At 44.8% G+C, this 24451-nt stretch carries 30 protein-coding genes; 23 read left to right on the top strand and 7 right to left on the bottom strand.

What is annotated here, in order from left to right; all coding sequences use genetic code 11:
* From ACHUFM_RS10765 to ACHUFM_RS10755, 3 genes are all read left to right on the top strand, one after another.
* Positions 1-569: chemotaxis protein CheW (locus ACHUFM_RS10765; RefSeq protein WP_394182221.1), on the top strand; the 569-nt coding region annotated here is incomplete at its 5' end.
* Between the two features lie 36 nt (positions 570-605).
* Positions 606-1097, top strand: coding sequence for a chemotaxis protein CheW (locus ACHUFM_RS10760; protein WP_063333780.1), 492 nt, complete (start codon positions 606-608; stop codon positions 1095-1097).
* Between the two features lie 19 nt (positions 1098-1116).
* Positions 1117-1521: a DUF2802 domain-containing protein gene (locus ACHUFM_RS10755; protein WP_394182328.1), complete on the top strand. Its 405-nt coding sequence runs from the start codon at positions 1117-1119 to the stop codon at positions 1519-1521.
* Here ACHUFM_RS10755 and ACHUFM_RS10750 read toward each other — a convergent pair.
* Positions 1512-1760, bottom strand: a complete 249-nt coding sequence (locus tag ACHUFM_RS10750; RefSeq protein ID WP_013795366.1) for an EscU/YscU/HrcU family type III secretion system export apparatus switch protein — start codon at positions 1758-1760, stop codon at positions 1512-1514. The genes ACHUFM_RS10755 and ACHUFM_RS10750 overlap by 10 nt on opposite strands.
* Positions 1760-3601 (bottom strand): flagellar hook-length control protein FliK, encoded by a 1842-nt coding sequence (gene fliK, locus ACHUFM_RS10745; RefSeq protein WP_394182219.1) that lies wholly within the window; start codon positions 3599-3601, stop codon positions 1760-1762. Before fliK ends, ACHUFM_RS10750 begins: the two co-directional genes overlap by 1 nt.
* 109 nt (positions 3602-3710) lie before the next feature.
* On the opposite strand from fliK, the gene ccmA reads away from it, so the two are divergent.
* From ccmA to ACHUFM_RS10685, 12 genes are all read left to right on the top strand, one after another.
* Complete coding sequence (gene ccmA, locus ACHUFM_RS10740) at positions 3711-4325, top strand: cytochrome c biogenesis heme-transporting ATPase CcmA (RefSeq protein ID WP_394182217.1); 615 nt, start codon at positions 3711-3713, stop codon at positions 4323-4325.
* On the top strand, positions 4322-4984 hold the full coding sequence (gene ccmB / locus ACHUFM_RS10735; RefSeq protein ID WP_394182215.1) for a heme exporter protein CcmB: 663 nt from the start codon (positions 4322-4324) through the stop codon (positions 4982-4984). The genes ccmA and ccmB overlap by 4 nt, the downstream gene beginning before the upstream one ends.
* Complete coding sequence (locus tag ACHUFM_RS10730; RefSeq protein WP_394182213.1) at positions 4984-5730, top strand: heme ABC transporter permease; 747 nt, start codon at positions 4984-4986, stop codon at positions 5728-5730. Before ccmB ends, ACHUFM_RS10730 begins: the two co-directional genes overlap by 1 nt.
* Positions 5720-5890: a heme exporter protein CcmD gene (ccmD, locus tag ACHUFM_RS10725; RefSeq protein ID WP_394182211.1), complete on the top strand. Its 171-nt coding sequence runs from the start codon at positions 5720-5722 to the stop codon at positions 5888-5890. The genes ACHUFM_RS10730 and ccmD overlap by 11 nt, the downstream gene beginning before the upstream one ends.
* A gap of 3 nt (positions 5891-5893) precedes the next feature.
* A complete protein-coding gene (ccmE, locus tag ACHUFM_RS10720; RefSeq protein WP_394182209.1) occupies positions 5894-6340 on the top strand; it encodes a cytochrome c maturation protein CcmE in 447 nt (148 codons plus the stop codon).
* A 19-nt stretch (positions 6341-6359) separates the two neighbouring features.
* The gene (locus ACHUFM_RS10715; RefSeq protein WP_394182207.1) at positions 6360-8300 is read left to right on the top strand and encodes a heme lyase CcmF/NrfE family subunit; all 1941 of its coding nucleotides are present in this window, start codon (positions 6360-6362) and stop codon (positions 8298-8300) included.
* Positions 8300-8806, top strand: coding sequence for a DsbE family thiol:disulfide interchange protein (locus ACHUFM_RS10710; protein ID WP_394182205.1), 507 nt, complete (start codon positions 8300-8302; stop codon positions 8804-8806). Before ACHUFM_RS10715 ends, ACHUFM_RS10710 begins: the two co-directional genes overlap by 1 nt.
* Positions 8806-9207: a cytochrome c-type biogenesis protein gene (locus ACHUFM_RS10705; RefSeq protein WP_394182203.1), complete on the top strand. Its 402-nt coding sequence runs from the start codon at positions 8806-8808 to the stop codon at positions 9205-9207. The genes ACHUFM_RS10710 and ACHUFM_RS10705 overlap by 1 nt, the downstream gene beginning before the upstream one ends.
* Complete coding sequence (locus ACHUFM_RS10700) at positions 9204-10382, top strand: tetratricopeptide repeat protein (RefSeq protein ID WP_394182201.1); 1179 nt, start codon at positions 9204-9206, stop codon at positions 10380-10382. Before ACHUFM_RS10705 ends, ACHUFM_RS10700 begins: the two co-directional genes overlap by 4 nt.
* A 66-nt stretch (positions 10383-10448) precedes the next feature.
* Positions 10449-11483, top strand: a complete 1035-nt coding sequence (zipA, locus tag ACHUFM_RS10695; protein WP_113874220.1) for a cell division protein ZipA — start codon at positions 10449-10451, stop codon at positions 11481-11483.
* An 85-nt stretch (positions 11484-11568) separates the two neighbouring features.
* Positions 11569-13590 carry an NAD-dependent DNA ligase LigA gene (gene ligA / locus ACHUFM_RS10690; RefSeq protein WP_394182199.1) on the top strand — a complete coding sequence of 674 codons (2022 nt, stop codon included), beginning with the start codon at positions 11569-11571 and terminating at the stop codon, positions 13588-13590.
* On the top strand, positions 13591-13827 hold the full coding sequence (locus ACHUFM_RS10685) for a YheU family protein (protein WP_394182197.1): 237 nt from the start codon (positions 13591-13593) through the stop codon (positions 13825-13827).
* A 36-nt stretch (positions 13828-13863) separates the two neighbouring features.
* Here the strand turns inward: ACHUFM_RS10685 and cysE are convergent, their stop codons facing one another.
* Entirely contained in the window at positions 13864-14688 is an 825-nt protein-coding gene (cysE, locus tag ACHUFM_RS10680) for a serine O-acetyltransferase (protein ID WP_063333765.1), read from the bottom strand.
* Between the two features lie 117 nt (positions 14689-14805).
* Between cysE and ACHUFM_RS10675 the strand changes: the two genes are divergently transcribed.
* Complete coding sequence (locus ACHUFM_RS10675) at positions 14806-15135, top strand: hypothetical protein (protein ID WP_063333764.1); 330 nt, start codon at positions 14806-14808, stop codon at positions 15133-15135.
* 86 nt (positions 15136-15221) lie between these two features.
* Here ACHUFM_RS10675 and mnmC read toward each other — a convergent pair whose 3' ends face one another.
* Together mnmC and ACHUFM_RS10665 are read right to left on the bottom strand one after the other, a co-directional pair.
* Positions 15222-17225, bottom strand: a complete 2004-nt coding sequence (gene mnmC, locus ACHUFM_RS10670; protein ID WP_394182195.1) for a bifunctional tRNA (5-methylaminomethyl-2-thiouridine)(34)-methyltransferase MnmC2/FAD-dependent 5-carboxymethylaminomethyl-2-thiouridine(34) oxidoreductase MnmC1 — start codon at positions 17223-17225, stop codon at positions 15222-15224.
* Complete coding sequence (locus tag ACHUFM_RS10665) at positions 17215-17766, bottom strand: peptidylprolyl isomerase (RefSeq protein WP_394182193.1); 552 nt, start codon at positions 17764-17766, stop codon at positions 17215-17217. The genes mnmC and ACHUFM_RS10665 overlap by 11 nt, the downstream gene beginning before the upstream one ends.
* A gap of 82 nt (positions 17767-17848) precedes the next feature.
* On the opposite strand from ACHUFM_RS10665, the gene ACHUFM_RS10660 reads away from it, so the two are divergent.
* Entirely contained in the window at positions 17849-18148 is a 300-nt protein-coding gene (locus ACHUFM_RS10660) for an Rdx family protein (protein ID WP_394182191.1), read from the top strand.
* A gap of 79 nt (positions 18149-18227) precedes the next feature.
* Here the strand turns inward: ACHUFM_RS10660 and ACHUFM_RS10655 are convergent, their stop codons facing one another.
* A complete protein-coding gene (locus ACHUFM_RS10655) occupies positions 18228-18530 on the bottom strand; it encodes a YciI family protein (RefSeq protein ID WP_394182189.1) in 303 nt (100 codons plus the stop codon).
* Positions 18531-18532: 2 nt separating this feature from the next.
* On the bottom strand, positions 18533-19069 hold the full coding sequence (locus ACHUFM_RS10650) for a septation protein A (RefSeq protein ID WP_063333759.1): 537 nt from the start codon (positions 19067-19069) through the stop codon (positions 18533-18535).
* Positions 19070-19134: 65 nt separating this feature from the next.
* Between ACHUFM_RS10650 and ACHUFM_RS10645 the strand changes: the two genes are divergently transcribed.
* From ACHUFM_RS10645 to ACHUFM_RS10620, 6 genes are all read left to right on the top strand, one after another.
* Positions 19135-19986: a PHP domain-containing protein gene (locus ACHUFM_RS10645; RefSeq protein WP_394182187.1), complete on the top strand. Its 852-nt coding sequence runs from the start codon at positions 19135-19137 to the stop codon at positions 19984-19986.
* A 45-nt stretch (positions 19987-20031) separates the two neighbouring features.
* Entirely contained in the window at positions 20032-20652 is a 621-nt protein-coding gene (locus tag ACHUFM_RS10640; protein ID WP_394182185.1) for an L-threonylcarbamoyladenylate synthase, read from the top strand.
* A 114-nt stretch (positions 20653-20766) separates the two neighbouring features.
* On the top strand, positions 20767-21663 hold the full coding sequence (rluB, locus tag ACHUFM_RS10635; protein WP_394182183.1) for a 23S rRNA pseudouridine(2605) synthase RluB: 897 nt from the start codon (positions 20767-20769) through the stop codon (positions 21661-21663).
* A gap of 42 nt (positions 21664-21705) precedes the next feature.
* Positions 21706-22146: a DUF1499 domain-containing protein gene (locus ACHUFM_RS10630; protein ID WP_394182181.1), complete on the top strand. Its 441-nt coding sequence runs from the start codon at positions 21706-21708 to the stop codon at positions 22144-22146.
* A 61-nt stretch (positions 22147-22207) separates the two neighbouring features.
* Complete coding sequence (locus tag ACHUFM_RS10625) at positions 22208-22927, top strand: response regulator (RefSeq protein WP_394182179.1); 720 nt, start codon at positions 22208-22210, stop codon at positions 22925-22927.
* 6 nt (positions 22928-22933) lie between these two features.
* Positions 22934-24448: an ATP-binding protein gene (locus ACHUFM_RS10620; RefSeq protein WP_394182177.1), complete on the top strand. Its 1515-nt coding sequence runs from the start codon at positions 22934-22936 to the stop codon at positions 24446-24448.
* Positions 24449-24451 lie beyond the last annotated feature (3 nt).

The following is a 24451-nucleotide window of genomic DNA, read 5'->3' as shown; positions in this document are numbered from 1 at the left end:
CATCTCTGTTAATGGAAGCGACACCAGAACAAGAGCCGACTCTTGAGGTTGAGCAGGTTGTTGAGCCAACACCCACACCTAAAGTGGCAAAAACCGACCCTTTACCTTGGGCAAAAGGTCGATTCGAATGTTTGCTGTTTTATGTTGGTGGCCTAAAAATGGCTGTGCCTTTAGTTGAGTTGGGTGGTATTTTTCAAAGTGGTGAGGAAAAAATCACCTCGATATTTGGTCAGCCGGATTGGTTTATTGGTGTTGCGAATGTTGGCGACTTTAATCTCAGAACCGTTGATACTGCTCGTTGGGTCATGCCAAATCATTATCAAGGCGAACTCAAAGAGCATTTCAAGTTTGTTATTCAATTAGATCGTTCGAATTGGGGCGTAGCTTGTGAAAAAGTGGCAGAAGCCATTACTTTAGAGCCTTCTCAAGTGAAGTGGCGAAATGATAGAAGTAAGCGACCTTGGCTCGCTGGTACGGTAATTGACCACATGTGTGCCATACTGGATGTACAAGGTTTTATTGAATTATTAGATGACCCTCAAAATGGCTTTAAGGGTTCGTTAAAGTAGGGCTAATGATCACTGTGTGATCTTGGGAGATGAATAATGTCTACGAGTATCGCGCTAAAGAGCGCCAATCAATCTGAAGATCCAATGTTGCAATGGGTGACCTTTCGTTTAGAAAACGAAATTTATGGCGTCAATGTGATGCAAGTAAAAGAAGTGTTGCGTTATTCTGAAATCGCTCCCGTACCAGGTGCACCGACTTTTGTATTAGGTATTATCCATTTGCGCGGCACTGTGGTGACAGTGGTTGATACCTGTCAGCGTTTTGGTTTGCCATCTGGTGAAATCACCGATGCCACTCGAATCATGATATTGGAAGTGGATGGTCACGTTATTGGCATTTTGGTCGATGCAGTTTCTGAGGTTGTGTATCTCCGTCAGTCCGAGATTGAAGTCACACCAAGCGTCGGCAACGATGAGTCTTCCAAGTTCATTCAAGGTGTTTGTCACAAAAATGATACCTTGTTGATATTGGTTGACCTAGACAAGCTGTTATCAGAAGATGAGTGGTCTGAAGTCTCTTCAATGTAAATTAGGGTAGTTGTTTTTGATGGAATCTCAATGGTTGTTTAACCTTATTCTTGTTCTGCAGTTTGTTATGCTGCTGGCTTTGGTGACTTGGGCATTTCGTATGTCCAAACGAATTAAACAGCTGAAAATACAACAAATGGAAGCAGGCGTTGACCATAAGAAACAGGTGCAAGTGTTAGCGTCTGGTTCGATTGGAATGGGAAGACGGTTAGTTGCCATTGAGAAGAAATTGAATTTGGCGGTTGAGAAGCAATCTGAGATCTTATCGAAAGAAGGCAGTGTTTCTTACAATCGCGCGATGGAGCTATTGGAGATGGGGGCAACCATCGACGATTTGGTGTCTAAGTGCGGTTTAATCCGTGCTGAAGCCGAGTTGATTAGCTTACTGAAAAAAGAGTCTCGAAAAAACTCTGATTACCATTGATGGTCTTTAATTTGGTGAGCAAAGGCGATGATCTCTGCCACTGCCAAATACAATGCTTCAGGGATCTCTTCTCCAAGTTCTAAGGTGCTGAGCATTTCAACCAGTTCAGGGCTTTGGTGCAACATGACGCCATTTTCTTCTGCCACTTCCATGATCTTTTCGGCTAATAAACCGCTGCCTTTCGCCGCGACCGTTGGCGCATTATTGTAATCGTATTTTAGAGCGACGGCTTTTTGCATCATGTCCTCACATCGATCAGAGAAGGTTGGTTCGTGTGTTTGGTTTTCTCGGCCTTTTTAAGGTTGGCTTGAAAGGCATCTATGCGTTCTATTTCAATGTCTTTTTGACTGAGCTTATCTTTTAAATGAGGCATGTTTCTCTGTAGTTTTTGTACGGTATCTAAGCTTTCAGCGGCAAATAAAATACCGACTTTATTGCCTTGAATACTGGTTCTTGCATCAAAACGACCGGTTTCTTCAAAATCAAACTGCAGCTTCACTAACCAGCGTCGATCATGATCCGTTGCTTCGGATTGGCTGGGGTCTTTATCTATTTCAACTTGAATCAGCCGGTGCTGCTGATGTTCCTTGATGGGAATCTCAATCTGTAGTGGGTAAATCTGTGTATTAATCTGACCTGGTTCAGCTAAATGCCGCAGTTGGTTGGTGGTGATCCTCTCAATGGCGCTCGCGATTTGCTCAGTGGGTAAAGATACTGTACTGCGTTGAGTAGGAAGCATTTCTTGACTGTCTTTGAGCCTTTCAAGATTGAGTTTAAGGTCAGCAGGGATTTGCAATTTCTGGTCGTTTAATAACAAGGACTCAGAGAACAAGCCACTGACTTGCATAGCCTGCTTCATGGATTCAGCCCCAGAAGTGATTTGTGACAAGCTAGGAAGGTGTTGAACCAGTTGTTTAAGCGCTTCTTGAGTGCGAGGAGGCATTTCTCCATCAGCAGAATCAGCGAGTGTTTGTAACTGGTTTATCAATCGCGTCATATCCGCAGCGGGCAATTGTTTCGGCAAACTCTGCCTTAGAGCCTGAGTTTGAATCGGTAATGTGGACGTTTGCTCTTTTGCTGGTAAGGCTTGTAGTTGATTATTTGCATCAACAAATACGCGTATGGTATCGCCTTTTTTTAGCGGCGTTTGGCTGATGATCTGAAATTCTGTTTGACCATCGGTGACTTTCACTGCGTGAGCTAAAGCTTGCGTTGAGGTTGAGGCAGTGGGCGACTGAGTGTGTGCTTGTTGATTGCTGAGTGATGAGGTCGCTTGAGAATATTGCGCTGGTACTGTCGTCGTACTAGTGGCTTTGGCTGTTCCATTATTCGTCTGCCCGAACGATGCTTGGTTGGCCGTATTTGAGTTCTGAGTTGTCTGATTGGATGTCGCTTGTCCTTGTGACGGTGACGTTTGTGATGCGGTGGCTTGTGTTGTTGGAGGAACATGGTTTGATGTTGAGGGACTCAGTTGTGACGTTGGTTTTGAGGTTTGATGCTGTGCTGGAGGAGTGACCGACGTCGACCCTATGTTCGTTTGATTGGTTGTTATGCCGGTATTATGACTGTGTGTGGTTGGCGCAGTATTCGTTGTTGCTACACTTGTCGAAACGGCTGTGGCACTTGGCGAAACTTTGCTGGCGCCTGAATTTGGTAAACTAGACACCACAGTGAGTTGAATGACTTGTGAAGCCATGTTCAGACTGTGTGTTCGACTTGGTGTTCCTGTTGTGGCTTGGTTGCTGAGTTTCGTTGCCGATTGATCGGCTGGTAGCTGAAGCGTCGCTTGGTGAGTGCCCACTTTGTTTAGTTTTACGTTGTTCAAGTCTGTGATGTCGATTGGTGTACCATGATTGATTAAGGTGAAGGGTTGATGCTGACTGGAAGCATGCAACAACTGGACAGGTTTGCCTTGGAATAAGGTGGTTTCGCTGCCCTGAAATTTAATCAAACTTAGGTTTTCGATCAGTCTCATTTCATTGCTTAATTTAGCAATGGTGCCCAGATTACTGACATTGACTGAGCTACCGTCTGATGAGGATGCTCGGCCATTGATTAAGGATTTTATGTCAGAGATCATCTTGACTGCCTATTAGATCGTTATTTTAGAAAGATTCTCATATAATGAGTCTAAGCTATTTTAGCGTAATTTGTGTTATTCCCTTTATCGGCAAAAATGGATAAATCTTTTGCAGTCTTATGTATCTTTAACATTGTCGAACATTTCGATTGAGCGTGGAGAGCGTGATCTATGCAAGGGGTTATCAGTGGTTGCGCAGTTTGGTCGTTTGTATCAAATTGTTGGGGAGAACGGCGCAGGTAAATCTTCCTTATTAAAAGTCATCGCAGGATTGTTGAGACCCGTAGAAGGGGAAATCTTTCTCGATGATAAGGTGATTGGCGCAGCGATGAATCAATGGCCGCAGGATTGTCTTTATCTTGGTCATCAATATGGTATTAAAAGGTTATTAACGGTCGAAGAAAACATACGGTGTTATTGCCCCAATGCTTCGCGGGAAAATATCCATAGCGCATTGGCTCAGTTAGACCTATTGCTTTATCAAAATACTCCAGTGAAACAGCTGTCCGCTGGACAAGCTAAACGTGTTGCTTTATCTCGTTTGTGGTTATCAGATCAAGCCATTTGGCTATTGGATGAACCGTTTAGTTCTCTTGATGTGAAAGGGCGTGCTTTATTAGAGATTAAGCTAGAACAGCAGCTTAAGTGCGGAGGGCTTGTTATTTTAACAACGCATCAAGCCTTATTGGGAATCGATGCCCAGTCGATAGAGTTAACCTTATGACCTATGTTTCTTTTCTTCGTGCTGAATGTCGCTTAGTGTGGCGACGTAAGCAAAATATGGTCAATAGTGTATTGTTTTTTCTCTTGGTCATTGTGCTGTTTCCACTTGGTATTGATGCGACGCCGATGTTTTTATCAAAAGCGGCGAGCGGCATTATTTGGTGTGCAGCCGCGTTGGCCATTTTGATGTCCGTTGAAAGTTTGTATAAAGAAGATTATCACGACGGTTCGTTAGAACAATGGCTTGTCAGTGGTTTGTCTGTTCCCATCTTGGTGTTAATCAAGATGGCCCTGCATTGGTTGTTTATTGCTTTGCCATTGTTGTTGCTTTCGCCTGTTTTGAGTGAAGTTTTATACTTGCCGGATAACAGCTTTTTGCCTCTGTTTATGAGCCTAATGTTGGCTACTCCCAGTTTGTTTTTATTGGGGGGGATCGGCTCGGCGGTCACCGTGTCACTTCGTCAAGGGGGCGTGTTGATGCTGCTGATAGTCTTGCCTTTGTATTTGCCGATTATTATTTTTGCGACTTCTGTCACAAAGGTCGCTCAAGTAGGCCTACCTTATGATGCGCCTTTGGCCATTTTAGGCGCGATTTTTTTCGTCAGTTTGGTGGTGTCGCCATTAATGACGGCCATCAGTATTAAAGCGAGTGTAAATTAATGAGTTGGGCTTGGTTACATCGGTTAGGGTCACCAAAGTGGTTTTATGGTCGTTTTAAAGCTTGGCCAAAGCCTTTATTTTGCTTGGCTTGTTTGTGCTTAATGGTGGCAATGGTCTGGGGATTAGCCATTGCGCCACCAGATTATCAACAAGGTAATAGCTTTCGAATTATCTATATACATGTGCCAGCAGCCATCCTGGCTCAGTCTTGTTACTTTGCGATGGGGATGGCGGGAATAGTGTATCTGGTATGGCAAATTAAAATGTCCCCTATATTCTTGCAGGCAGTCGCACCTTTTGGGGCATTAATGGCATTTATCGCTTTAGTAACTGGCTCGATCTGGGGGAAACCAACGTGGGGAACTTTGTGGGTCTGGGATGCTAGGTTAACGTCTGTTTTGGTTTTGTTGTTTCTATACATGGGGGTCATTGCCGTACAGTCAGCATTGGAAGAAAGGTCCTTAGCAGACAAAGCCGCAGCCGTGGTCAGCGTAGTGGGATTATTGAACTTACCCATCATTAAATACTCAGTAGAATGGTGGAATACGTTACATCAAGGGGCAACCTTTTCGGTTACAGAGCCACCTAGTATGCCAATGGCGATGTGGTTGCCTTTATTGTTTGCAGTGATTGGACTGTATTTATTGGCCGCTGCAGTGATTCTGTGGCGAATGCAAACCGAGATTATGCGGCGTGAAGCGAGAACTCAGTGGTTAAAGCAAGAGGTGTTAAGCGATGGCATTTGATAGCTTTGCAGACTTTTTCGCCATGGGCAAACATGGACTGTATGTATGGTCTGCATACGGAATAAGTGGTTCGATGCTGGTAGCATTCATTTTTCTGAGTTTACGCGAGCGCCGCAAAGTGCGACGTCAGTTGCATGAACGTTTTTTGAGAGAGCCATAAATTATGCATGCGATACGTCGTAAGCGTTTGTTGTTTATCGTGTTAATTGTTTCTTTGCTGGCTTCTGCTTTAGGGTTGGTGTTGTATGCGTTACAGCAAAATATCAACCTCTTTTATTCTCCTGCTCAGATTGCCGCTGGAGAGGCACCACTGGAAACGACGATCCGCGCTGGTGGTATGGTGGAGAAAGGAAGTTTGGCTCGTCAACCAGACAGTCTTACTCTGGCCTTTAATGTGACGGATTTTCAGCACTCATTACGTATTGAATATACTGGTATTTTGCCTGATTTGTTTCGCGAAGGGCAGGGTGTTGTTGCCCTTGGAAAGCTTAGGGGCGATGGTGTTTTTGAAGCCTCTGAAGTGTTAGCAAAACATGACGAAAAGTACATGCCACCTGAAGTGACGGACGCATTAAAGTCTCGTCAAATGTCTTCAGAATCATCTTATTAAGGACATTGTGATACGGTTTATGTTTCCCGAAATAGGTCAATTCTCTCTTATCCTCGCTCTTTTTTTTGCCATCGCCTTGGCGACCTTGCCCATGGTTGGCTATTTCCGTCAAAGCCTGTTGTTACTGAATACCGCGCGTCCTCTGACGCATGTTATGGCATGCTTGGTTGTGATTGCGTTTCTGTTGTTAGCTTGGGCATTTATAACGGACGACTTCTCTGTCTTATACGTTAGCCAGAATTCCAATGTGGACTTACCGCTGCGCTACAAGTTTAGTGCGGTTTGGGGGGGGCATGAAGGCTCATTATTATTATGGGTGTTGATTTTGGCTCTGTGGTGTCTAGCAGTGGCGCTGAGGTTAGACAGTTTACCTGAGACGATTGGCCCTTTGGTTTTGTCGGTGCTAGGTTGGGTGGCGAGTGGTTTTTTGGCATTTCTACTGTTTACTTCGTCGCCTTTTGTTCGGATTCTGCCAGATGTACCGACTAGCGGAGGGGATTTAAATCCCTTATTGCAAGATATAGGCTTAATTCTACACCCGCCTATTTTATACATGGGCTATGTCGGTTTCTCAGTAGCGTTTGCTTTCGCTGTGGTGGCTTTGATAACCGGGAATTTAAACGCTTATTGGGCGCGTTGGGCTCGTCCTTGGACAGCTGCCGCTTGGGCTTCATTAACCTTAGGGATTACCTTAGGAAGCTGGTGGGCGTATTACGAACTTGGTTGGGGCGGCTGGTGGTTTTGGGACCCAGTTGAAAATGCTTCCTTTATGCCTTGGCTGGCTGGCACAGCTTTACTGCATTCGTTAGTGGTAACGGAAAAACGTGGTGTGTTTAAAAGTTGGACGGTATTGCTCGCCATTTTCACCTTTAGTTTGTCGTTGCTCGGGACGTTTCTTGTTCGTTCTGGAGTGCTGACTTCAGTGCATGCTTTTGCGGCAGACCCCACTCGGGGCGTATTTATTCTGGCCCTATTGGTTGTTTTGGTGGGAGGCAGTTTGCTGCTTTATGCTTTGCGAGCAGGGCAAGTGCGTTCGTCTGTGAGTTTTGGCTTCAGTGGGCGAGAAGCTTGGTTATTGTTGAATAATATTTTATTGAGCGTGCTGACGTTAACCGTGCTGTTAGGCACCTTGTACCCACTTTTGTTTGACGCCTTAGGTATGGGGCGAATTTCAGTAGGAGCGCCTTATTTTAATGCGGTGTTTGGTCCTATTGCTTTATGTTTGATGGTGTTTATGGCGATCGGGCCTTTTTCTAAATGGCATCACACGAAACTGGCAACTTGGTGGAAAGCCATGTTGGGAGCCGCTCTGCTATCAATGGGCTTGGCGGCAGGGATTGTGTTCTGGCAGCTGTTTGATTGGCTTACTTGGTGCAGTTTGAGCGTGGCTTTTTGGGTCGTGTTTATGACCTTGTTGGATTGGTTCAACAAGCAATTTGTGTCAGGAAAGCAAAGGCTTAAACAGTGGCGAACGTTACCCAATCGTTATTACGCGATGGTGATTGCGCATTTTGGCATGGCGATCAGTTTGGTTGGCGTCATCATGGTGAGTGTGAACAGTCATGAGGCCATGGTGAAAATGTCGCCAGACAGTCAAGCTGAAGTTGGTGGTTATGTGTTTGTGTTTGATTCTATGGAGTTGATCAAAGGGCCGAATTATCTTTCTGATCGAGGCCATTTTCAGGTCTATCAGCAAGGTCAGCTAGTGGCGGATTTATACCCAGAAAAACGCTTTTTTACCACTCGACAACAAGTCATGACGGAAGCGGCATTAGGCGCAGGTTTTACTCGTGATTTATACATTTCATTAGGTGAAAAGCTGGAAGACGGTGCTTGGGGTGTTCGTATCCATATTAAATCTTTTGTACGTTGGATCTGGTTAGGTGGCTTATTTATGGTGCTGGGTGGGATGTTAGCGGCTTTCGACAAACGTTATCGACAGAAAAGGGAGCGAGCATAATGAGACGCACTATATTATTCCTGCCTTTTCTGGTGTTCTTGGTTTTGGGGGTTGTGTTCTATTTTTTATTGGGTAAAGACACCCAATACATGCCATCAGCTTTGATTGGTCAGCCTGTTCCTTCGTTTCAGTTAGTGACCCTAGAGGGAGAGCAAGTCAAACAGACGAGCGATTTACCCAAAGGCTCGTATTTAATTAATTTTTGGGGAACCTGGTGTCCATCTTGTCATGTTGAACACCCATATTTAATGACCTTAGCTGAGCAAGGTGTGACCATAGTTGGTATTGATTACAAAGACCAGCAAGCAGCGGCGATGCAATGGTTACGGGACAAAGGCAATCCCTATACTTTGGTGTTGATGGACGAGTTAGGTCAGTTTGGTTTGGATATGGGGGTGACGGGCGCACCAGAAACCTTTGTGATCAATGCAGAAGGGAAAATTGCTTATCGATTACAGGGTGTTTTGAATGCGCAAAGTTGGCAAGTAATCAAGGCGTATTTGTGATGATTAAACAACTCCTGATCTGTTTAGCTTTATTTGGTTTCGTGAATGCTGCGTTTGCGGAAGAGCTAATGACCTTTCGTTCTGAATTGAATCAAGTGCGTTATCAAAGCTTGATTAAAGAGCTACGTTGTCCAAAGTGTCAAAATCAAAACCTTGCTGACTCTAATTCGGGTATTTCTGTGGATTTAAGACATCAAGTGCACAGCATGATTGAAACAGGTAAAACCGATCAAGAAATAGTGGATTACATGGTCGCACGTTATGGCACCTTTGTACTTTACCGACCACAAAATACGCCAGCCACTTTTTTGCTCTGGTATGGTCCCTTTATTCTGCTATCAGGTGGCGTTGTGTTATTTGTGGTCGTACTGACGAAAAACCGTCGTAGGAGCAGCAAATGATGCTTGCGAGCCTCCTTATTATCACCTTATTAATAAGCTGCTTTGGCTACTTTTTTTGGTATTCGGGGCGACAACAAAGATCAGAAAAGTATGCTGATGAGGCGTTTTTCGACATTCGTCGAAATGAAATTGCAGATGAGGCGGAATTAGGTCAGCTTTCCGTGGAAGAGTCACAGCAACTAGCAGCTGACTTAATGGTTGAGCAAAGGGTGAGTCAAACAAAGACACCTTTTGGTTCAGTTGTGCAGAGCCGATTTGCAGAGTGGTGTGTGTTATTGTTTTTCATCTTAACGGTTGTCGGCAGCATCAGTCTTTATCAAGGCTTAGGTTATGCAAAAGACGTTCAATTCCATCAGGCCATGATGTCAGAGACATTGACGCCATCACAAGTTTCGGCATTCTTGCAATATCGCAGCCGTCGTTATGATCGTGCTGAAGATTGGTATTATGAAGCGGTTGATGAAGTAAAAGCTGGTCAGTATTCCAAGGCGGTGTTGGCATTTGAAAAAGCGTTAGACAGATTGCCTGAAGACAGCCAAGATAGGTTAAATTTGTTGGTTGAATACGCTCAGGCAATTTTTTACGCGAACAAAAACCAAAGCTCAGAAGCATTAGAAAAAGCCTTACAACGTATTTTTGCTATTGCGCCGAATCAACCGAATGCGTTGGGTTTGAAAGGCGTAACTGAGTTTGATCAAGCGAATTACCTAGGCGCGGTTTTAGCTTGGCAAGAGGCCATTCGTTATAACCCTAACTCTGCGGAGCGAATGGCTTTATTGACGGCCATTGGTAAAGCCAGACAGCTTGGTAAAATTAGTTATCAAACGTTAGCGCCAATCATTACCGATCAGATTGCGGTGCAATTAACATGGCAAGCTAGAGACAGACAATGGCAGCCAAATGATGTGCTATTAGTGTATGCTCAAGTGCCTGGACAAAAAATGCCTGTGGCCATACAAAGAGTGTTGCCAAAGGACTTGGCAAGTCCAATCCTGTTAACAAACCTAGATGCTTTAATGCCGACGGCAAATTTAGCAGAGGTGGAACAGGTTGATCTTGTTGTAAAATTGGCCAACTTACAGGATGCGGATTTGACCAAAGGTCAAATTATCGGCACAAAACGGGGCGTGGTTACAAATCGTAAAGAGATTTTTACGATCAAGCTGGCCTTATAATTGAATACTGATGCGCTTCGTCTGATAATATATCCAACTTTCACTTAATGTAATTCGGAATGAGTAATGGAATTTAGCTTGCGTGAGTGGCTAATCTTAATTGGTGTCGTCATTATTGTCGTCATCCTAATAGATGGTTTTCGTCGTTACAAAAAAGGCCAAGAGGCAAATTCAACCGGTCAAAACTCATCTCGCTCTTCGGACGAGATCGTTTTGCGTCATCGATCTTCTGTGCAGTTTGATGAGAGCGAACTCGATGAACCTGAACCCCCTCACAAAGATCCTATTTCGAGTGCCTTCGAAACAGCCCGTAAAACCTCCAAAGCGCCTTTGACGGATGTGCCTCATAAAGTGGATTCTGGCCCTGAGTTACAACGTACAGAAGAGCTGCATTTAGACGAATTAGCCTCCCTTGTACCGGAACGAGATTTTGGTGACTCGGCTATTTCCGAACAAAATTATTCGGATGATGGTTTTTATGAACAAGATGAATTAGATCTTGGTTATGCTGACGTCGCTGATACCGATGAACAAAGAACGATTTTTCATACGGAAGACTATGAACGCAGTTATTCTGAAGTAGATATTGATCAAGTAACACCGCAAGGTTCATTGGATGACATGGATGAAGATGAAAGCGAAGATGATGATGCCAACATGGCAGAAATCGAAGAAGTCATCGTGATTAATATTTTCGCCCCTGAAGAGCAAAATTTTGCTGGTATGGAATTACTGCAACTGATTTTAAACTGCGGCATGCGTTACGGTGAAATGGACATATTCCATCGCCATGAGGATGGTTTTGATCGTGGGCGCGTACAATTTAGTATGGCCAACGCCATTGAACCAGGTACCTTTGACTTAGACACCATGGGGGAAAGTGATTGCCCAGGTGTGAGTTTCTTTATGGGCTTACCAGGGCCGAAAAACAGCATGAAGGCATTTGATTTTATGTTGGAAACAGCGCAAACCCTAGTTCGTAATTTAGGTGGGGAGTTGAGAGATGAAAGGCGCTCCCCAATGAGTGATCAAACCATCGCTCACTGCCGACAGCGAATTCGAGACTTTGAGCGCCGTCGACTAATGCGTAACAAGCAATAAACTGAATTCAGACGACAAGGCCCTAACGGGCCTTGATTGTTTTAGACGATATATTTTGAGTGGATTTATGAGTCAAGAGAACACAATGAATCGTGAACAAATGCTGGCTCTAATTGAGCAGTTGAACGATTACAGCTATGCCTATCATGTTAAAGATGCGCCCATGGTGCCAGACGCTGAGTACGATCGCCAATATCGCTTATTGCAAGCTGTGGAAGCAGAACACCCAGATTGGATTCAAACGGATTCGCCCACTCAACGTGTTGGTGAAAAGCCTGATAATGGTTTCGCCAATGTGGCGCATACTGTGCCTATGTTGTCCCTTGATAATGCGTTTGACGATGAGTCACTACAAGACTTTGATCAGCGTGTGACTAAGCTACTCGGTGCTGAACAAGAAATAGTGTATTGCTGCGAGCCTAAATTAGATGGTTTGGCCATTAGTCTACGTTATGAAAATGGTCGCTTAGTGCGGGGCGTTACTCGAGGGGACGGTTTATCCGGTGAGGACATTACCTCCAACATTAAAACCTTATATTCTGTGCCGCTAAAATTAAGAACAGAGACTCCGCCTGCCGTGTTGGAAGTACGTGGTGAAATTTATATGCCAAAAGACGGCTTTGATAAGCTGAACCAGCAAGCGGCGGAACTGGGTGAGAAAACCTTTGTTAATCCACGTAATGCGGCAGCGGGTAGCTTACGACAGTTGGATCCGAAAGTGACAGCATCACGTCCTTTGGTGATGTGTGCATACTCCATTGGTTATGTAGAAGGTTGGCAACAGCCAGGTAGTCATTATGATGGCCTGCTGCAACTGAGTGAGTGGGGCTTTCGTACTAATGATCTGATGGCGCGAGTCAAAGGTGCTCAAGGGTGTATTGAATATTATGACATGCTGAGCGAAAAGCGAGCGGGTTTGTCCTATGACATTGATGGCATAGTCTACAAAGTCGATGACATTAGCTTGCAGAATCAGTTGGGGTTTATTGCGCGTGCACCGCGTTGGGCCATTGCACGTAAATTCCCTGCACAAGAAGAAATGACTCAAGTGCTGGGCATTGATTTTCAAGTCGGCCGAACTGGTGCGATTACTCCAGTAGCCCGTTTAGAGCCAGTTTTTGTTGGTGGTGTAACGGTGTCGAATGCGACCTTGCATAATAAAGATGAAATTGCGCGCTTAGGAGTGCAAGTAAAAGACTATGTGGTGATTCGTCGCGCAGGTGACGTGATTCCGCAAGTGGTGCAAGTTCTGCAAGAGAAACGTCCTGACGATTCGTCTTCTGTGGTATTTCCCTCCGCTTGCCCTGTCTGTGGGTCAGACGTGGAGCAAGTAGAAGGCGAAGCCGTGGTGCGCTGTACCGGTGGGCTGGTATGCGGTGCTCAATTGAAAGAATCTTTAAAGCATTTTGTGTCTCGTAAAGCCATGGACATTGATGGCTTAGGGGATAAGTTGATTGAACAGTTAGTTGATCAAAAACTGGTTAAAACGCCGGTGGATATTTTTCGTTTAACGGATCAGAAAACCGCACTGCTGGCCATGGAACGCATGGGACAGAAATCAGTCGACAATTTATTGACCTCCATTGAAGCGGCTAAACAGACCCAGTTTAATCGCTTTATTTATGCGTTAGGTATTCGTGAAGTGGGCGAGGCGACCGCTCGTGCGCTGACCAACTACTTTACCGAACTAGAGGCTTTGATGAGCGCGGATCAAGAAGCCTTGGTGGAAGTCGAAGACGTTGGTCCGATTGTGGCGCAACATGTTCGAATGTTTTTTGATCAAGAGGTGAATCGCTTAACCATTCAGGGGTTGTTGGAGGCAGGCGTGGTTTGGCAGACCAAACACGCCGAAGATCAAGGCGAGTTGCCTTTAGCGGGTAAAACTTATGTGGTAACGGGATCTTTGAGCCAGTTTAGTCGTGATCAAGTGAAGGATAAATTGCAGGGGCTGGGGGCGAAAGTCAGTGGTTCTGTGTCAGCAAAAACCGATTGCTTAGTCGCTGGCGAAAAAGCCGGCTCAAAATTAACCAAAGCACTATCTTTGGATGTGCCGATCATTGATGAAGCTGGCGTTATTGCTTTGTTTGAAGAACATGGAGTCATCTAAATGGACACACTCATTCCTTATGATTCACTGACCACAGAAACGCTGGAAAACATTCTGGATGATATCGTTTCGAGAGAGGGTACCGATTACGGAAATTATGAGTTATCGGCGCTTCAGAAGCGTGAGCAAGCATTACGCGTATTGCAGACGGGTGAGGCCGTATTGTTATTTGATACGGAAAGCGAAACCATCACCATGGTGTCTAAGTCAGCATTGGACAATAACGACCTCATGTGAGGTCGTTATTGTCTTTAAGGGGAGTTTTGTCAAACTTTAAGAGGTTGTTTTGTCGCAATCTCGCAAGCAATGGTTGATGTTATGATCCATCACCAAGGCAGGTTCTTCCTCAGTGTTTCGACCAACCACTTTTGCTGGAACGCCAGCGACAGTGGTGTGGTGTTCAACGGGTTCTAGTACCACGCTACCAGCGCCCACTTTCGCCCCTTCACCTACTTCAATGTTGCCAAGAATTTTCGCGCCCGCACCGATCAGCACGCCTGAGCGTATTTTAGGGTGACGGTCGCCATGCTCTTTGCCGGTACCACCAAGGGTAACCGATTGCAGGATGGACACGTTGTCCTCAATGACACAGGTTTCACCGACCACTAAGCCTGTGGCGTGATCAAGCATGACACCGCAGCCTATGGTGGCCGCAGGGTGAATGTCGACACTGAATGCCATCGACATTTGACCTTGTAGATATAATGCCAAGCTTCTTCTATTATTTTTCCATAGCCAGTTTGCCACTCGATAGGTCTGCAGTGCGTGGAAGCCTTTGAAAAATAGCAGTGGCGTAGTGAAGCCGTCGCAAGCAGCATCCCGTTCATTAATCGCTAAAATGTCTTGCTCGATGCAGCGGACAATGCCAGAGTGAGTATCGGCCATGGCTTCTTCGAAAACCTCGCGTAACACCATAGCGGGGATAGAAATACTGTCTAACTTGCTGGCGAGCAAAAAACTTAACGCAGAACACAAAGAGTCATGACGTAATATGGTGGTGTTAAAATAACTGGCCAGGATGGGTTCATCTTGGGCTAGCTTTTTAGCTTCAGCCTGTAAAGATTGCCATAAATTGTCAGATGTCACAGCATGACTCATTGATACGCTCAAGGGGTATTCACCTATGTTAATTCAAGTTTAGAATGTAGGTTATAAGGTTAGGGTTAAACATTACAAGGGGCAAGTGTTAGATTGCTCAACAAAGTTGGAGATAATATGACTAAAAAAAATGTTGCTGATGCATTGCACATATTTTATGAACTAAATGCCTGTTTTTCAGATGCCTATTGGGAAACCAACGATATTGATCAAAAAGATCGTTTTTTTGCCATGAAATCCATTTTACAAGATGAATTAGACGAACTGCATAAGCTGAGTTTACAGGATCATGAATATCCTTATGAGCCAATGAACCCGAGTTTGCAACAACTCAGTAAAACGCTGCAAACTTTGTCGCCGAATCTCAATGAAATTGTCATGCGTCCACAGACCGCGACGCGTTTTGCCGATTTGATTCCTAGTGCTTGCGAGCTGTTTGAATCCTAAAGCCAATTGGCCGTCTTTAAAAAGCCTCATCCTTTACTTCCTCCAAGGCTAGCCTTGAGTAAGAAGCAAAGAGAGGCTTTTTAATGTCATTGACTGCGTTTCATTTCACGAATTAAAAAGCGACTAGGGTGCAATATGTGGCTGACCTTTTGTTCTAAAGGTGAAGGTGTCCCCAAAATTAAACTTGCCAAGTAGTGACCACTTAGAGGTGTAGAGACCAAACCTCGGGAGCCGTGGCCGATGTTTAAATACAGTTGACTGGTTTCTTCGGCAATGTTATTGCATTGCCACTTCGCATTTCGACTCAGTTGAGCATAATGTTCCCGATACGCCTGCGGCGATTGAATCGGACCAATGATTGGTGTGTAGTCTGGCACCGCACAACGAAACGAGACCCGTCCTTCGCAGTCTTCTGGGTTAAAGGTTTCGCTGGGTAAGTTCAATAAGCTTTCTAATATTTTTATATTTCGTCGATGCCCTTCAAGACGCACCGTCTGGTCTTGATCATTCAAATCGTATGTTGAGCCAAAATGAACTTGATCGTTCAGTGGTGGCGAAACATAGCCAAATTCACACAACACTTTATCTAGCTTCAGTGGGTTGTCACTGTTGATGGCCTGAAAACAGCTTTGTTGTGCTTTGGACAGTGCGATGTTGGCCACTTGGCCTCGAATGGCGTAAGTCGGTGTGGCTGGAATGGCGGCAATTTTGTCCGTGTCATTCGCAGTGCAAACCACCACATGAGAGAAGACGTCATGATCTTGTCCATTCTTCGCGATCCAGCGCTCACCTAGGTCGAGTTTGGCTTGATCTGTTACGCCAACCAATTCTTCTAAACGGGTATTTAGTTGTACTGTAATATTTGGGTGATCAAGCAGCGTTTGACACAAAGGGTTTGGTGCTACCCAGCCAGATAAGGGCAGATAAAGGCTATCGTCTCTATCTTTAGAGGCTTGTAACACGGATTCTGGGTAACGTTTTCCATTCAGTAATTTTTCAAAGCGCTGCTTTTCTTGATCGTTTTTTGGGATCTGTATTAAACCGCAAGCACCCCAAAAAGCGCTCTTTTGATCGAGCTGTTGGTAGTGCCGTGTAGCGTGTAAAAAAGCACTGAGATAAAAGCGATTCACCGGCGTATCCTGCGAAGCTAATTTGGGATAAAGCATACCTTGAGGGTTACCTGAAGCCCGATTGGCAACTAAGTGATCTTGTTCCCATACGGTTACCTTTACACCTTGTTTTGCTAAGGCATAGGCTGTATTTGCTCCCGCTAAACCTGAACCAACCACTAAGACCTTGGTGATGTGATTTGGTTTGCTGGACCTGACATTAAACCAAGCTTGGCCTTGTGACATGCGTTCTGGCAGTGAGGCGGAATGAGTGAGTCGGCCAATGGCCATTTCTCTTTTATGACCAAAGCCTTTTACTTTATGCACTTCAAATCCCACTTTTTGTAAACCGCGACGAACAAGGCCGGCGGCGGTAAAGGTGGCAAACGTGGTGCCTTGATGACTCAGTCGGTGAATGTGGTGAAAGAGTTTATCACTCCACATTTCCGGGTTTTTACTCGGTGCGAAGCCATCTAGAAACCAGGCGTCCACATTGGCATCAAGGGCGGTGAAACCGTCTTCGGCTTCACCAAACCATAAGGAAAGTTGGATTCGGCCTTGGGCGAGCTGAATACGGTGCAAACCATGGCAAAGTTCAGGATACGCAGCGATGAGCTCATCACTATAGGCCTGTAGTGACGGCCACATTTTGAGTGCGGAGCGCAAGGCATCTTTGCTCATGGGAAACTTTTCAACCGAGATGAAATGCAATTGCCTATCGATCGGCGCGTTTTCGATAAAGCTTTGCCATGCGCATAGAAAATTTAACCCTGTGCCAAAGCCTGTTTCCGCAATCACAAAATGGCCTTGTTGCATGGCAGACCAACGGTCGGGCAAATGATTATGCTTTAAGAATACGTATCGAGTTTCTTCTAAACCGGATTCTCGATCGAAGTAGACATCATCAAATTCACTGGAAATGGGCGCACCGTCGGCGCTCCAATCCAGCTTTGGGGAATCAAGGCGATAACTATTCAACACGTCTGATGCTCTCGATCATAACTGGTGTGCTAGGGACATTTTCATAAGGACCTACTTTACGGGTGTGGCTGGCGGCAATCTCATCAACTACCTCCATACCCGCTAGTACAGAGCCAAAAACGGTGTAGCCTGCGCCACCACGTGCACCATGATTCAGAAAATGGTTGTCCACTTGATTAATAAAGAATTGTGAGGTGGCACTGTTTGGATCTTGTGTTCTGGCCATAGCCAAGGTACCACGATTATTAGCAAGGCCATTGTCGCCTTCATAGGCAACGGCTTTGTGGGTGGATTTGCGCCCCATGTCTTGGGTAAAACCACCACCTTGAATCATAAAGCCGCGCATAACACGATGGAAGATAGTGTCGTTGTAAAAGCCTTCATCTACATAACGCAAAAAGTTGGCCACCGTTTTTGGTGCGGCTTGTTCATTTAAATCTACTCGAATTGTGCCCTGTGACGTTACAATATCTACTTGTGTCGCTTGAGTTTGGGCGCTGAAAGCCAGTAAGGCGAGGGCAGTCAAAATAAGGTGACGCATGAAACGGTTTCCTTTTAGGTTTGGCCTCTAAACATGAGGCGTTTTTCTATGTGGCCATTTATTTACTTGTTGGAGAAAGCAAATGCGAACGGCAGTGGTTGAAATTGAATATTGTACTTTATGTCGCTGGATGTTACGCGCGGCTTGGTTAGCACAAGAGCTGCTGACAACCTTTGATGATGATATCAAAAGTGTGACCTTGTTGCCGAGTCAAGGTGGTATTTTTAAAGTCAGAGTCAACGGGGAAGAAATTTGGTGCCGTAAAGCGGAAGAAGGGTTTCCTGAAGCCAAGGTGCTCAAGCAAAGATTGCGTGATGTGATTGATCCTGAGCGCGATCTTGGTCACTCAGATGTGAAAGACAAAAAGCCTCGAAACTTTTAATATTAGACATAAAAAAAGCGAAGATGAGTCTCTTCGCTTTTACTCAGTATACTGAGATAGTTAACACATCTTCGTGTGATTAGTTCGGGAAAACCTGTTTAAAAGGCTTTACTTCTACCGATTGATAGACACCTGCTGCCACATAAGGGTCCGCTTCGGCCCAAGTTTTTGCCGCTTCTAGGTCGGTAAACTCAGCAATAATGATGCTGCCTGTAAAGCCAGCTTCCCCTGGAGTATCTGACTCTATCGCAGGATTCGGGCCGGCCAATACCAAGCGACCTTCTTTTTGTAAAGCTTCTAAACGCTCAAGATGAGCAGGACGTACCGATTGACGTGCACTTAGACTGTTTGCTGCGTCTTGCCCAACAATAGAATACAGCATAGTTATTCCTTATTCTGTAAGTGTGAAGACAAGTAAATGCCTTGCAGAATGATAAAGACTACCGTCATTCCCAAAAGACCGAAAAGTTTAAAGTCTACCCAGATGTCTTCACTGAAATTGAAGGCCACATAGAGGTTGGTCACACCGGATACAATGAAGAATCCAACCCAAGCGAGGTTTAATGTGCGCCACACTTTAAAAGGTAACTCTAACTTGTCTCCCATCATGCGTTGAATGATGTTTTTGTTGCCAATGAATTGGCTGCCAAAAAACACAATGGCAAACAGTCCATTCACTATGGTGGGTTTCCACTTAATAAAATCGCCATCACCCATCAGTACGGTGGCGCCTCCAAGCAATACAACAAGCGCGAGGGACACAAGGTGCATTTTTTCCACCGTTTTGTGCTTCAGCCAGGTGTAGCCAACTTGCAGAAGAGTTGCTGGAATTAAGACCGCGGTCGCTAAAATGATGTCGCCTGTCATTTTGTAGACAACAAAAAAGATAACAATGGGAAGAAAATCGAATAGTAATTTCATATAAAAACCAATTTATGTATGCTGGCTTATAATAACCATCATTCCTTTTAAAGAACAGTCCGTCTATGCCAGAAGCTGCGAGTTACCGAAAAGTCGATTTACATACCCATTCCACACGTTCCGATGGCAAGCTTTCACCGACGCAATTAATTGACTTGGCGGCTGAGCAAAAAGTGAGCTTGTTTGCGTTAACAGACCACGACACATTGGATGGTTTAAGTGAAGCTCGACAACGAGCGGCCGAACATAATCTAAACTTTATCAATGGTGTGGAATTATCGACCCAGTGGAATGGCATTCCTTTACACATGGTCGCGTTGAATTTCAGTGATGATAACTCGGCGTTGCAGGCGATAGTGAAACAAAATCAAACCATACGCCTAGATAGAGCAAGACGCATTGCCGATTTGTTGGTAAAGCAAGGCTTGCCTGACTTATTTGATGAAGCCATCGCGCTTGCAGGAGAAAGCCAATTAGGGCGGCCTCATTTTGCTCAGCTTTTGGTTGAGAAAGGGCTAGTGAAAGACACCAATAAAGCGTTTGATCGTTATCTAGGTAATAAACGTTTGGGCAAGCTAAGAGATGTTTGGCCAGAGCTGGAGGATGTCTTGGGTGCGTTATCGGAACAGGGGATGGAGCTGATCTTGGCGCATCCGAAACGTTACCCATTAACGGTGACCAAATTACGTCGCTTATTAGGGGATTTTAGTAAGTGGGGTGGGACTGGTATCGAAGTGGCTTCCGGTAATGAACGTCCAGACCATGTTCGTCTATTGGAGTCCTTATCCACAACCTTTGGTTTAAAAGCCTCTGCTGGGAGCGATTATCATGGCCCTTTTGGGCCTTGGATGCAGGTCGGTAAATTTACTCAAATTCATGAGAGTCAGGTGGATTTGGTTTGGCAACATTGGCATTGAGCATGATCAGGGCAGAACAACCTCTTATGTGAGGTGGAGAGAAGTATGAGTCAATTTTTTCAAATACATCCAGAGAATCCACAAATTCGCTTGATAAAACAAGCGGCAGAAGTGATTCGTCAAGGTGGTGTGATTGCGTATCCAACGGATTGTGGCTATTCCTTGGGTTGTCATCTGGGAGATAAATCGGCGTTAGATAGAGTACGTGCCATTCGTCGCTTAGACGACAAACACAACTTCACCCTAGTGTGTCGAGATTTATCTGAAATTTCGACCTACGCTCGTTTTGATAATCGTTTATATCGATTGTTAAAAAGTAATACACCAGGTCCTTACACTTTCATCTTTTCAGCAACCTCCGAAGTGCCAAGGCGTTTATTGCACCCAAAACGCAAGACCATTGGTATTCGTGTACCAAATAATCGCATTGTCTCTGCTTTGTTGGAGGAACTGGGTGAGCCGATCATGAGTTCGTCTTTGATCTTGCCGGGTGAAACCGATCCAATGACGGATCCGTATGACATTCGCGATACCTTAGAACATGCTCTAGATTTAGTAATTGATGGCGGGTTTTGTGGCTTTCAACCAACTACTGTAGTGGCAATGGAGGCCGATAGCATCGAGGTCGTTCGAATTGGGGCTGGTGATCCAGCACCATTTACGTAAATTGTTGTATTTTCAGCTGTTAGCCCCTGTTTGTCTGGCTTATAATACAGGGTATTAAAGATTGAAATTTGTTGATATAGGTTGCTGAGAAGCATTCCCCAAAAGAGGTTCGTAATGGACGAAAAGTTACAGAAAGTATTAGCACGTGCAGGACAAGGTTCTCGACGTGAAATGGAAAACCGTATCCGCGAAGGTCGCGTCATGGTCAATGGCGAAGTGGCAACTTTGGGTGATCGTGTCAGCATCACGGATTCTATTACCATTGATGGTTATGCCATCGTGGCGACGGAAGCGGGTGCCAATCGCCGCGTCATCATTTACAACAAACCTGAAGGTGAAGTCTGTACTCGTAAAGATCCAGAAGGTCGTACAACGGTATTTGAAAAGCTGCCTAAATTACGTGGTGAACGCTGGATTGCGGTTGGTCGCTTAGACATCAATACCTCTGGCCTACTGTTGTTTACAACCGATGGCGAGTTGGCCAATCGTCTGATGCACCCTTCCACAGAAATCGACCGAGAGTACTTGGTACGAGTGATGGGAGAAGTAACGGACGAAAATTTAGACAATCTAAAAAAAGGTGTGAACCTTGAAGATGGTCCGGCAAAATTCACCGACATCGTCGATGGTGGTGGTGAAGGTATTAATCATTGGTTTTATGTTTGTTTGATGGAAGGTCGTAACCGAGAAGTTCGTCGCCTTTGGGAGTCCCAAGGCGTGAAAGTAAACCGTTTGAAGCGCGTTCGTTTTGGACCGGTTTTCTTACCATCAAAAGCCAAGGTTGGTCGTTGGGTTGAGATGGAAAACGATGAGGTGAATGCATTATGCGATCTGGTCGATTTACAGTCTACGGTAACCCAACCTAAGACTCAGCAGCAAAAACTGGACATGAAGCGTAACAAGAATAAGACGACAGCAGGTGGTGCTCGTCGTGCTAAAGGCTTTGATTGGCAATCAAGTGAAAAACCAGAATTTAAGCCGAAGAAGCCTGGTAAAAGATCATTTCGATAAATATGGTTCAAGGTTGGAGATAGAATAAGCATGGTTCGCTGGATGATTGTGTTGATTGTAGTATTGCTCGCAGGCTTTTTTGTTTACGTCAAAATGAACAATCAGATGCCAGAAGGATTAGGCGTTACAAATGGGCAGTTGAAGCTTTGTTTTAGCTCGCCAAATTGTATTTCTACTCAAGCGGATCAGTCCGATGAGGTTCACTTCGCTGAGCCACTGGTGTATTCCGGCAATCGTCAAGATGTGCAGCTACGAATTGAAGCTTATATGCTGCGACAAGGTGCTAAATTAGTTGATCATTCGCTAGGTTATGCGCACTTTGAGGTAGAAAGTGACATTGTTGGCTATATTGATGATATTGAGTTTTATTTACCGAAAAGTGACAGTGTTGTGCATATTCGCTCGGCATCACGTGTTGGTTATTCTGATTTTGGAATTAATCGTGACAGAGTTAGACAAATTCAAAATCTTCTAGTAGATTGAAGTTAAGCTTGTTTATTTATAAGTAATTAAAACTAAAGCAGAAATTGGACGAGGACTGCCCATGAGTGTGAATGAAGACCAAACAATTTTGATTGTTGAGGATGATGAGCGCTTGGCCTCGCTCACCCAAGAGTATTTACAAAAAAACGGTTTTAGTGTGAGCGTTGAACCTGATGGACGCAAGGCCATCAGCCGAATTGTAAATGAACAACCTTCTCTGGTTATTTTGGATTTAATGTTACCAGGAGCAGACGGTTTTACGGTATGTCGTAGCGTTCGCAATGACTACAAGGGCCCAATTTTGATGCTGACTGCCCGCAGTGACGATGTCGATCAGATTCTTGGTCTAGAGATTGGCGCAGATGATTACGTATCCAAGCCAGCGAAGCCGCGAGTCTTGCTAGCTAGAGTTCAATCATTGCTTCGTCGAAGCACACAAGATGTTGATTTGACACTTGATGCAACGAAGGAAGAGCAGAATCTAGTTTTTGGTCCATTGAAAATTGATAACTCTCGCCGAGAAGCTTGGTTGTCGAACGAAGAGGTGGAGCTCACTAGTGCAGAATTTGATCTGCTTTGGCTATTGGCGAGCAGTGCTGGCCGAATTCTTAGTCGTGAAGAAATCTTTGGTGAACTACGTGGGATTGAATACGATGGTCAAGACCGTTCTGTTGATGTTCGTATTTCTCGTATTCGCTCAAAAATTGGTGATGACCCGATTCATCCCCGCCGAATAAAGACCATTCGTAGTAAAGGTTATTTATTCGTAAAAGAAGTATAAGACCTTATGCGTGAAGAAATGTGGCGACTCTATCGGCACCTCATTATAGGCGGTGTTTTGGTCGTAGCAGCTTGTTATGCTGTCATGGAATTCACGCAAATTCGTTACGAGACAACACGCACCGAGCAGCTACTTTCTGTTGATGCAGAGCTCAGTGCGGCATTGTTTCTGTCTGGTGCAAGTCGAGAGTTGCCCAGTTCCCGATTTAACTGGACTGTGCGACCTTCTGAACGCTTTAGTGTTGATGAAATCTCTTCTTTACTCAAAAACAAAAGCTGGCTGAAATTGCCTGATGGCAGTTACCAGGTCGCACTTGGTCCTATTGAAACGCCTCTTCTCATTGGTCGTACGAAAGTAGGGCCATTTATCTTCAGAATTGAGCCTTTGTTGGACCAGTTTATTTTTGCGGATCAGTTCTCTTATCAAGATAAAAAAGCCTTATTCGAAAGTATGTCCAGTGTTTCTATGGTGCCTTTTACGCAGCCAGTGACGGCTGAGCTCACAGGCATTGCAAGGGTTCATGGTATTTACAGTGAATACGGTTTTATCTGGAAGGATGCTGAAGCCCTTGAACCTGTATATTTATCGGCAGCAGATAGGGATTATATTTCTTTAACCTTTACGGTTGTCGCGGTTTCTAGCATTGGTGTGGCCATTATGCTGGTGCTAATTTGGCGTGAATTGTTGACCCTTGATTTCAAACGAAAAACTTTTGAAAGTATTACTCGGCAGATTGCACGTGGTCGCAGTGGTTTACCCAAAGGCATTCCAGATAGCAGTGGTACGCTAAAAGAGTTGGCTTATTCCTTTGACTCTATGTCTTCTCATATTCAACGTTTGTTAAAAGTTCAGCGTGAAATGATTAATGCGATTTCCCATGAATTAAGGACGCCAATTGCTCGCCTTCGCTTTGGTTTAGAAGTAATGAAAGATGAAGTGGATGAAGAGGTTGCAACCACGGTTGAAGCCTTGGAAGGGGATGTAGAAGAACTGAATACATTGGTTGATGAGGTGTTAACCTATGGCAAGTTGGAAGACGGCTCACTGGCACTGAATTTCAATGAAATTTCCATGACGGACCTTATAGAAGGCATTTTGCAGCATAACAATCCATTGTTGAAACACTTGGAAGTGGAAGTCCGGATGGATGAAAATGACCTTGTGGTGGCGGATGAGCATCATTTAAATCGAGCGCTGCAAAACCTAATATTGAATGCAGCTAAATACGCTGCTGCTAAGATTACTATTACTTTTTCTCAAGATTCTGAGCGTTGGCAGGTGGACATTGAAGATGATGGTCCAGGAATTGCTTTCGAAGACAGAGATAAAGTCTTTATTCCATTTCAGCGATTGGACAACAGCCGGACTCGAGCTTCTGGTGGATATGGCCTAGGTTTGGCTATTGTCCAGCGTATTGCGTTTTGGCATGGTGGTGCGGTATTGATTGATGCCAGTGAGTCCGGTGGTGCAAAATTCAGTTTGATTTGGTCACGAAGCCAACATCAGACGACCTTGTCTTAATGC

This window comes from Marinomonas posidonica (assembly GCF_043643765.1).
GTDB classification, from domain to species: Bacteria; Pseudomonadota; Gammaproteobacteria; order Pseudomonadales; family Marinomonadaceae; genus Marinomonas; species Marinomonas posidonica_A.
Note: the sequence above shows the minus strand (reverse complement) of the source record. Positions and strands in the feature narration are given on the sequence as shown.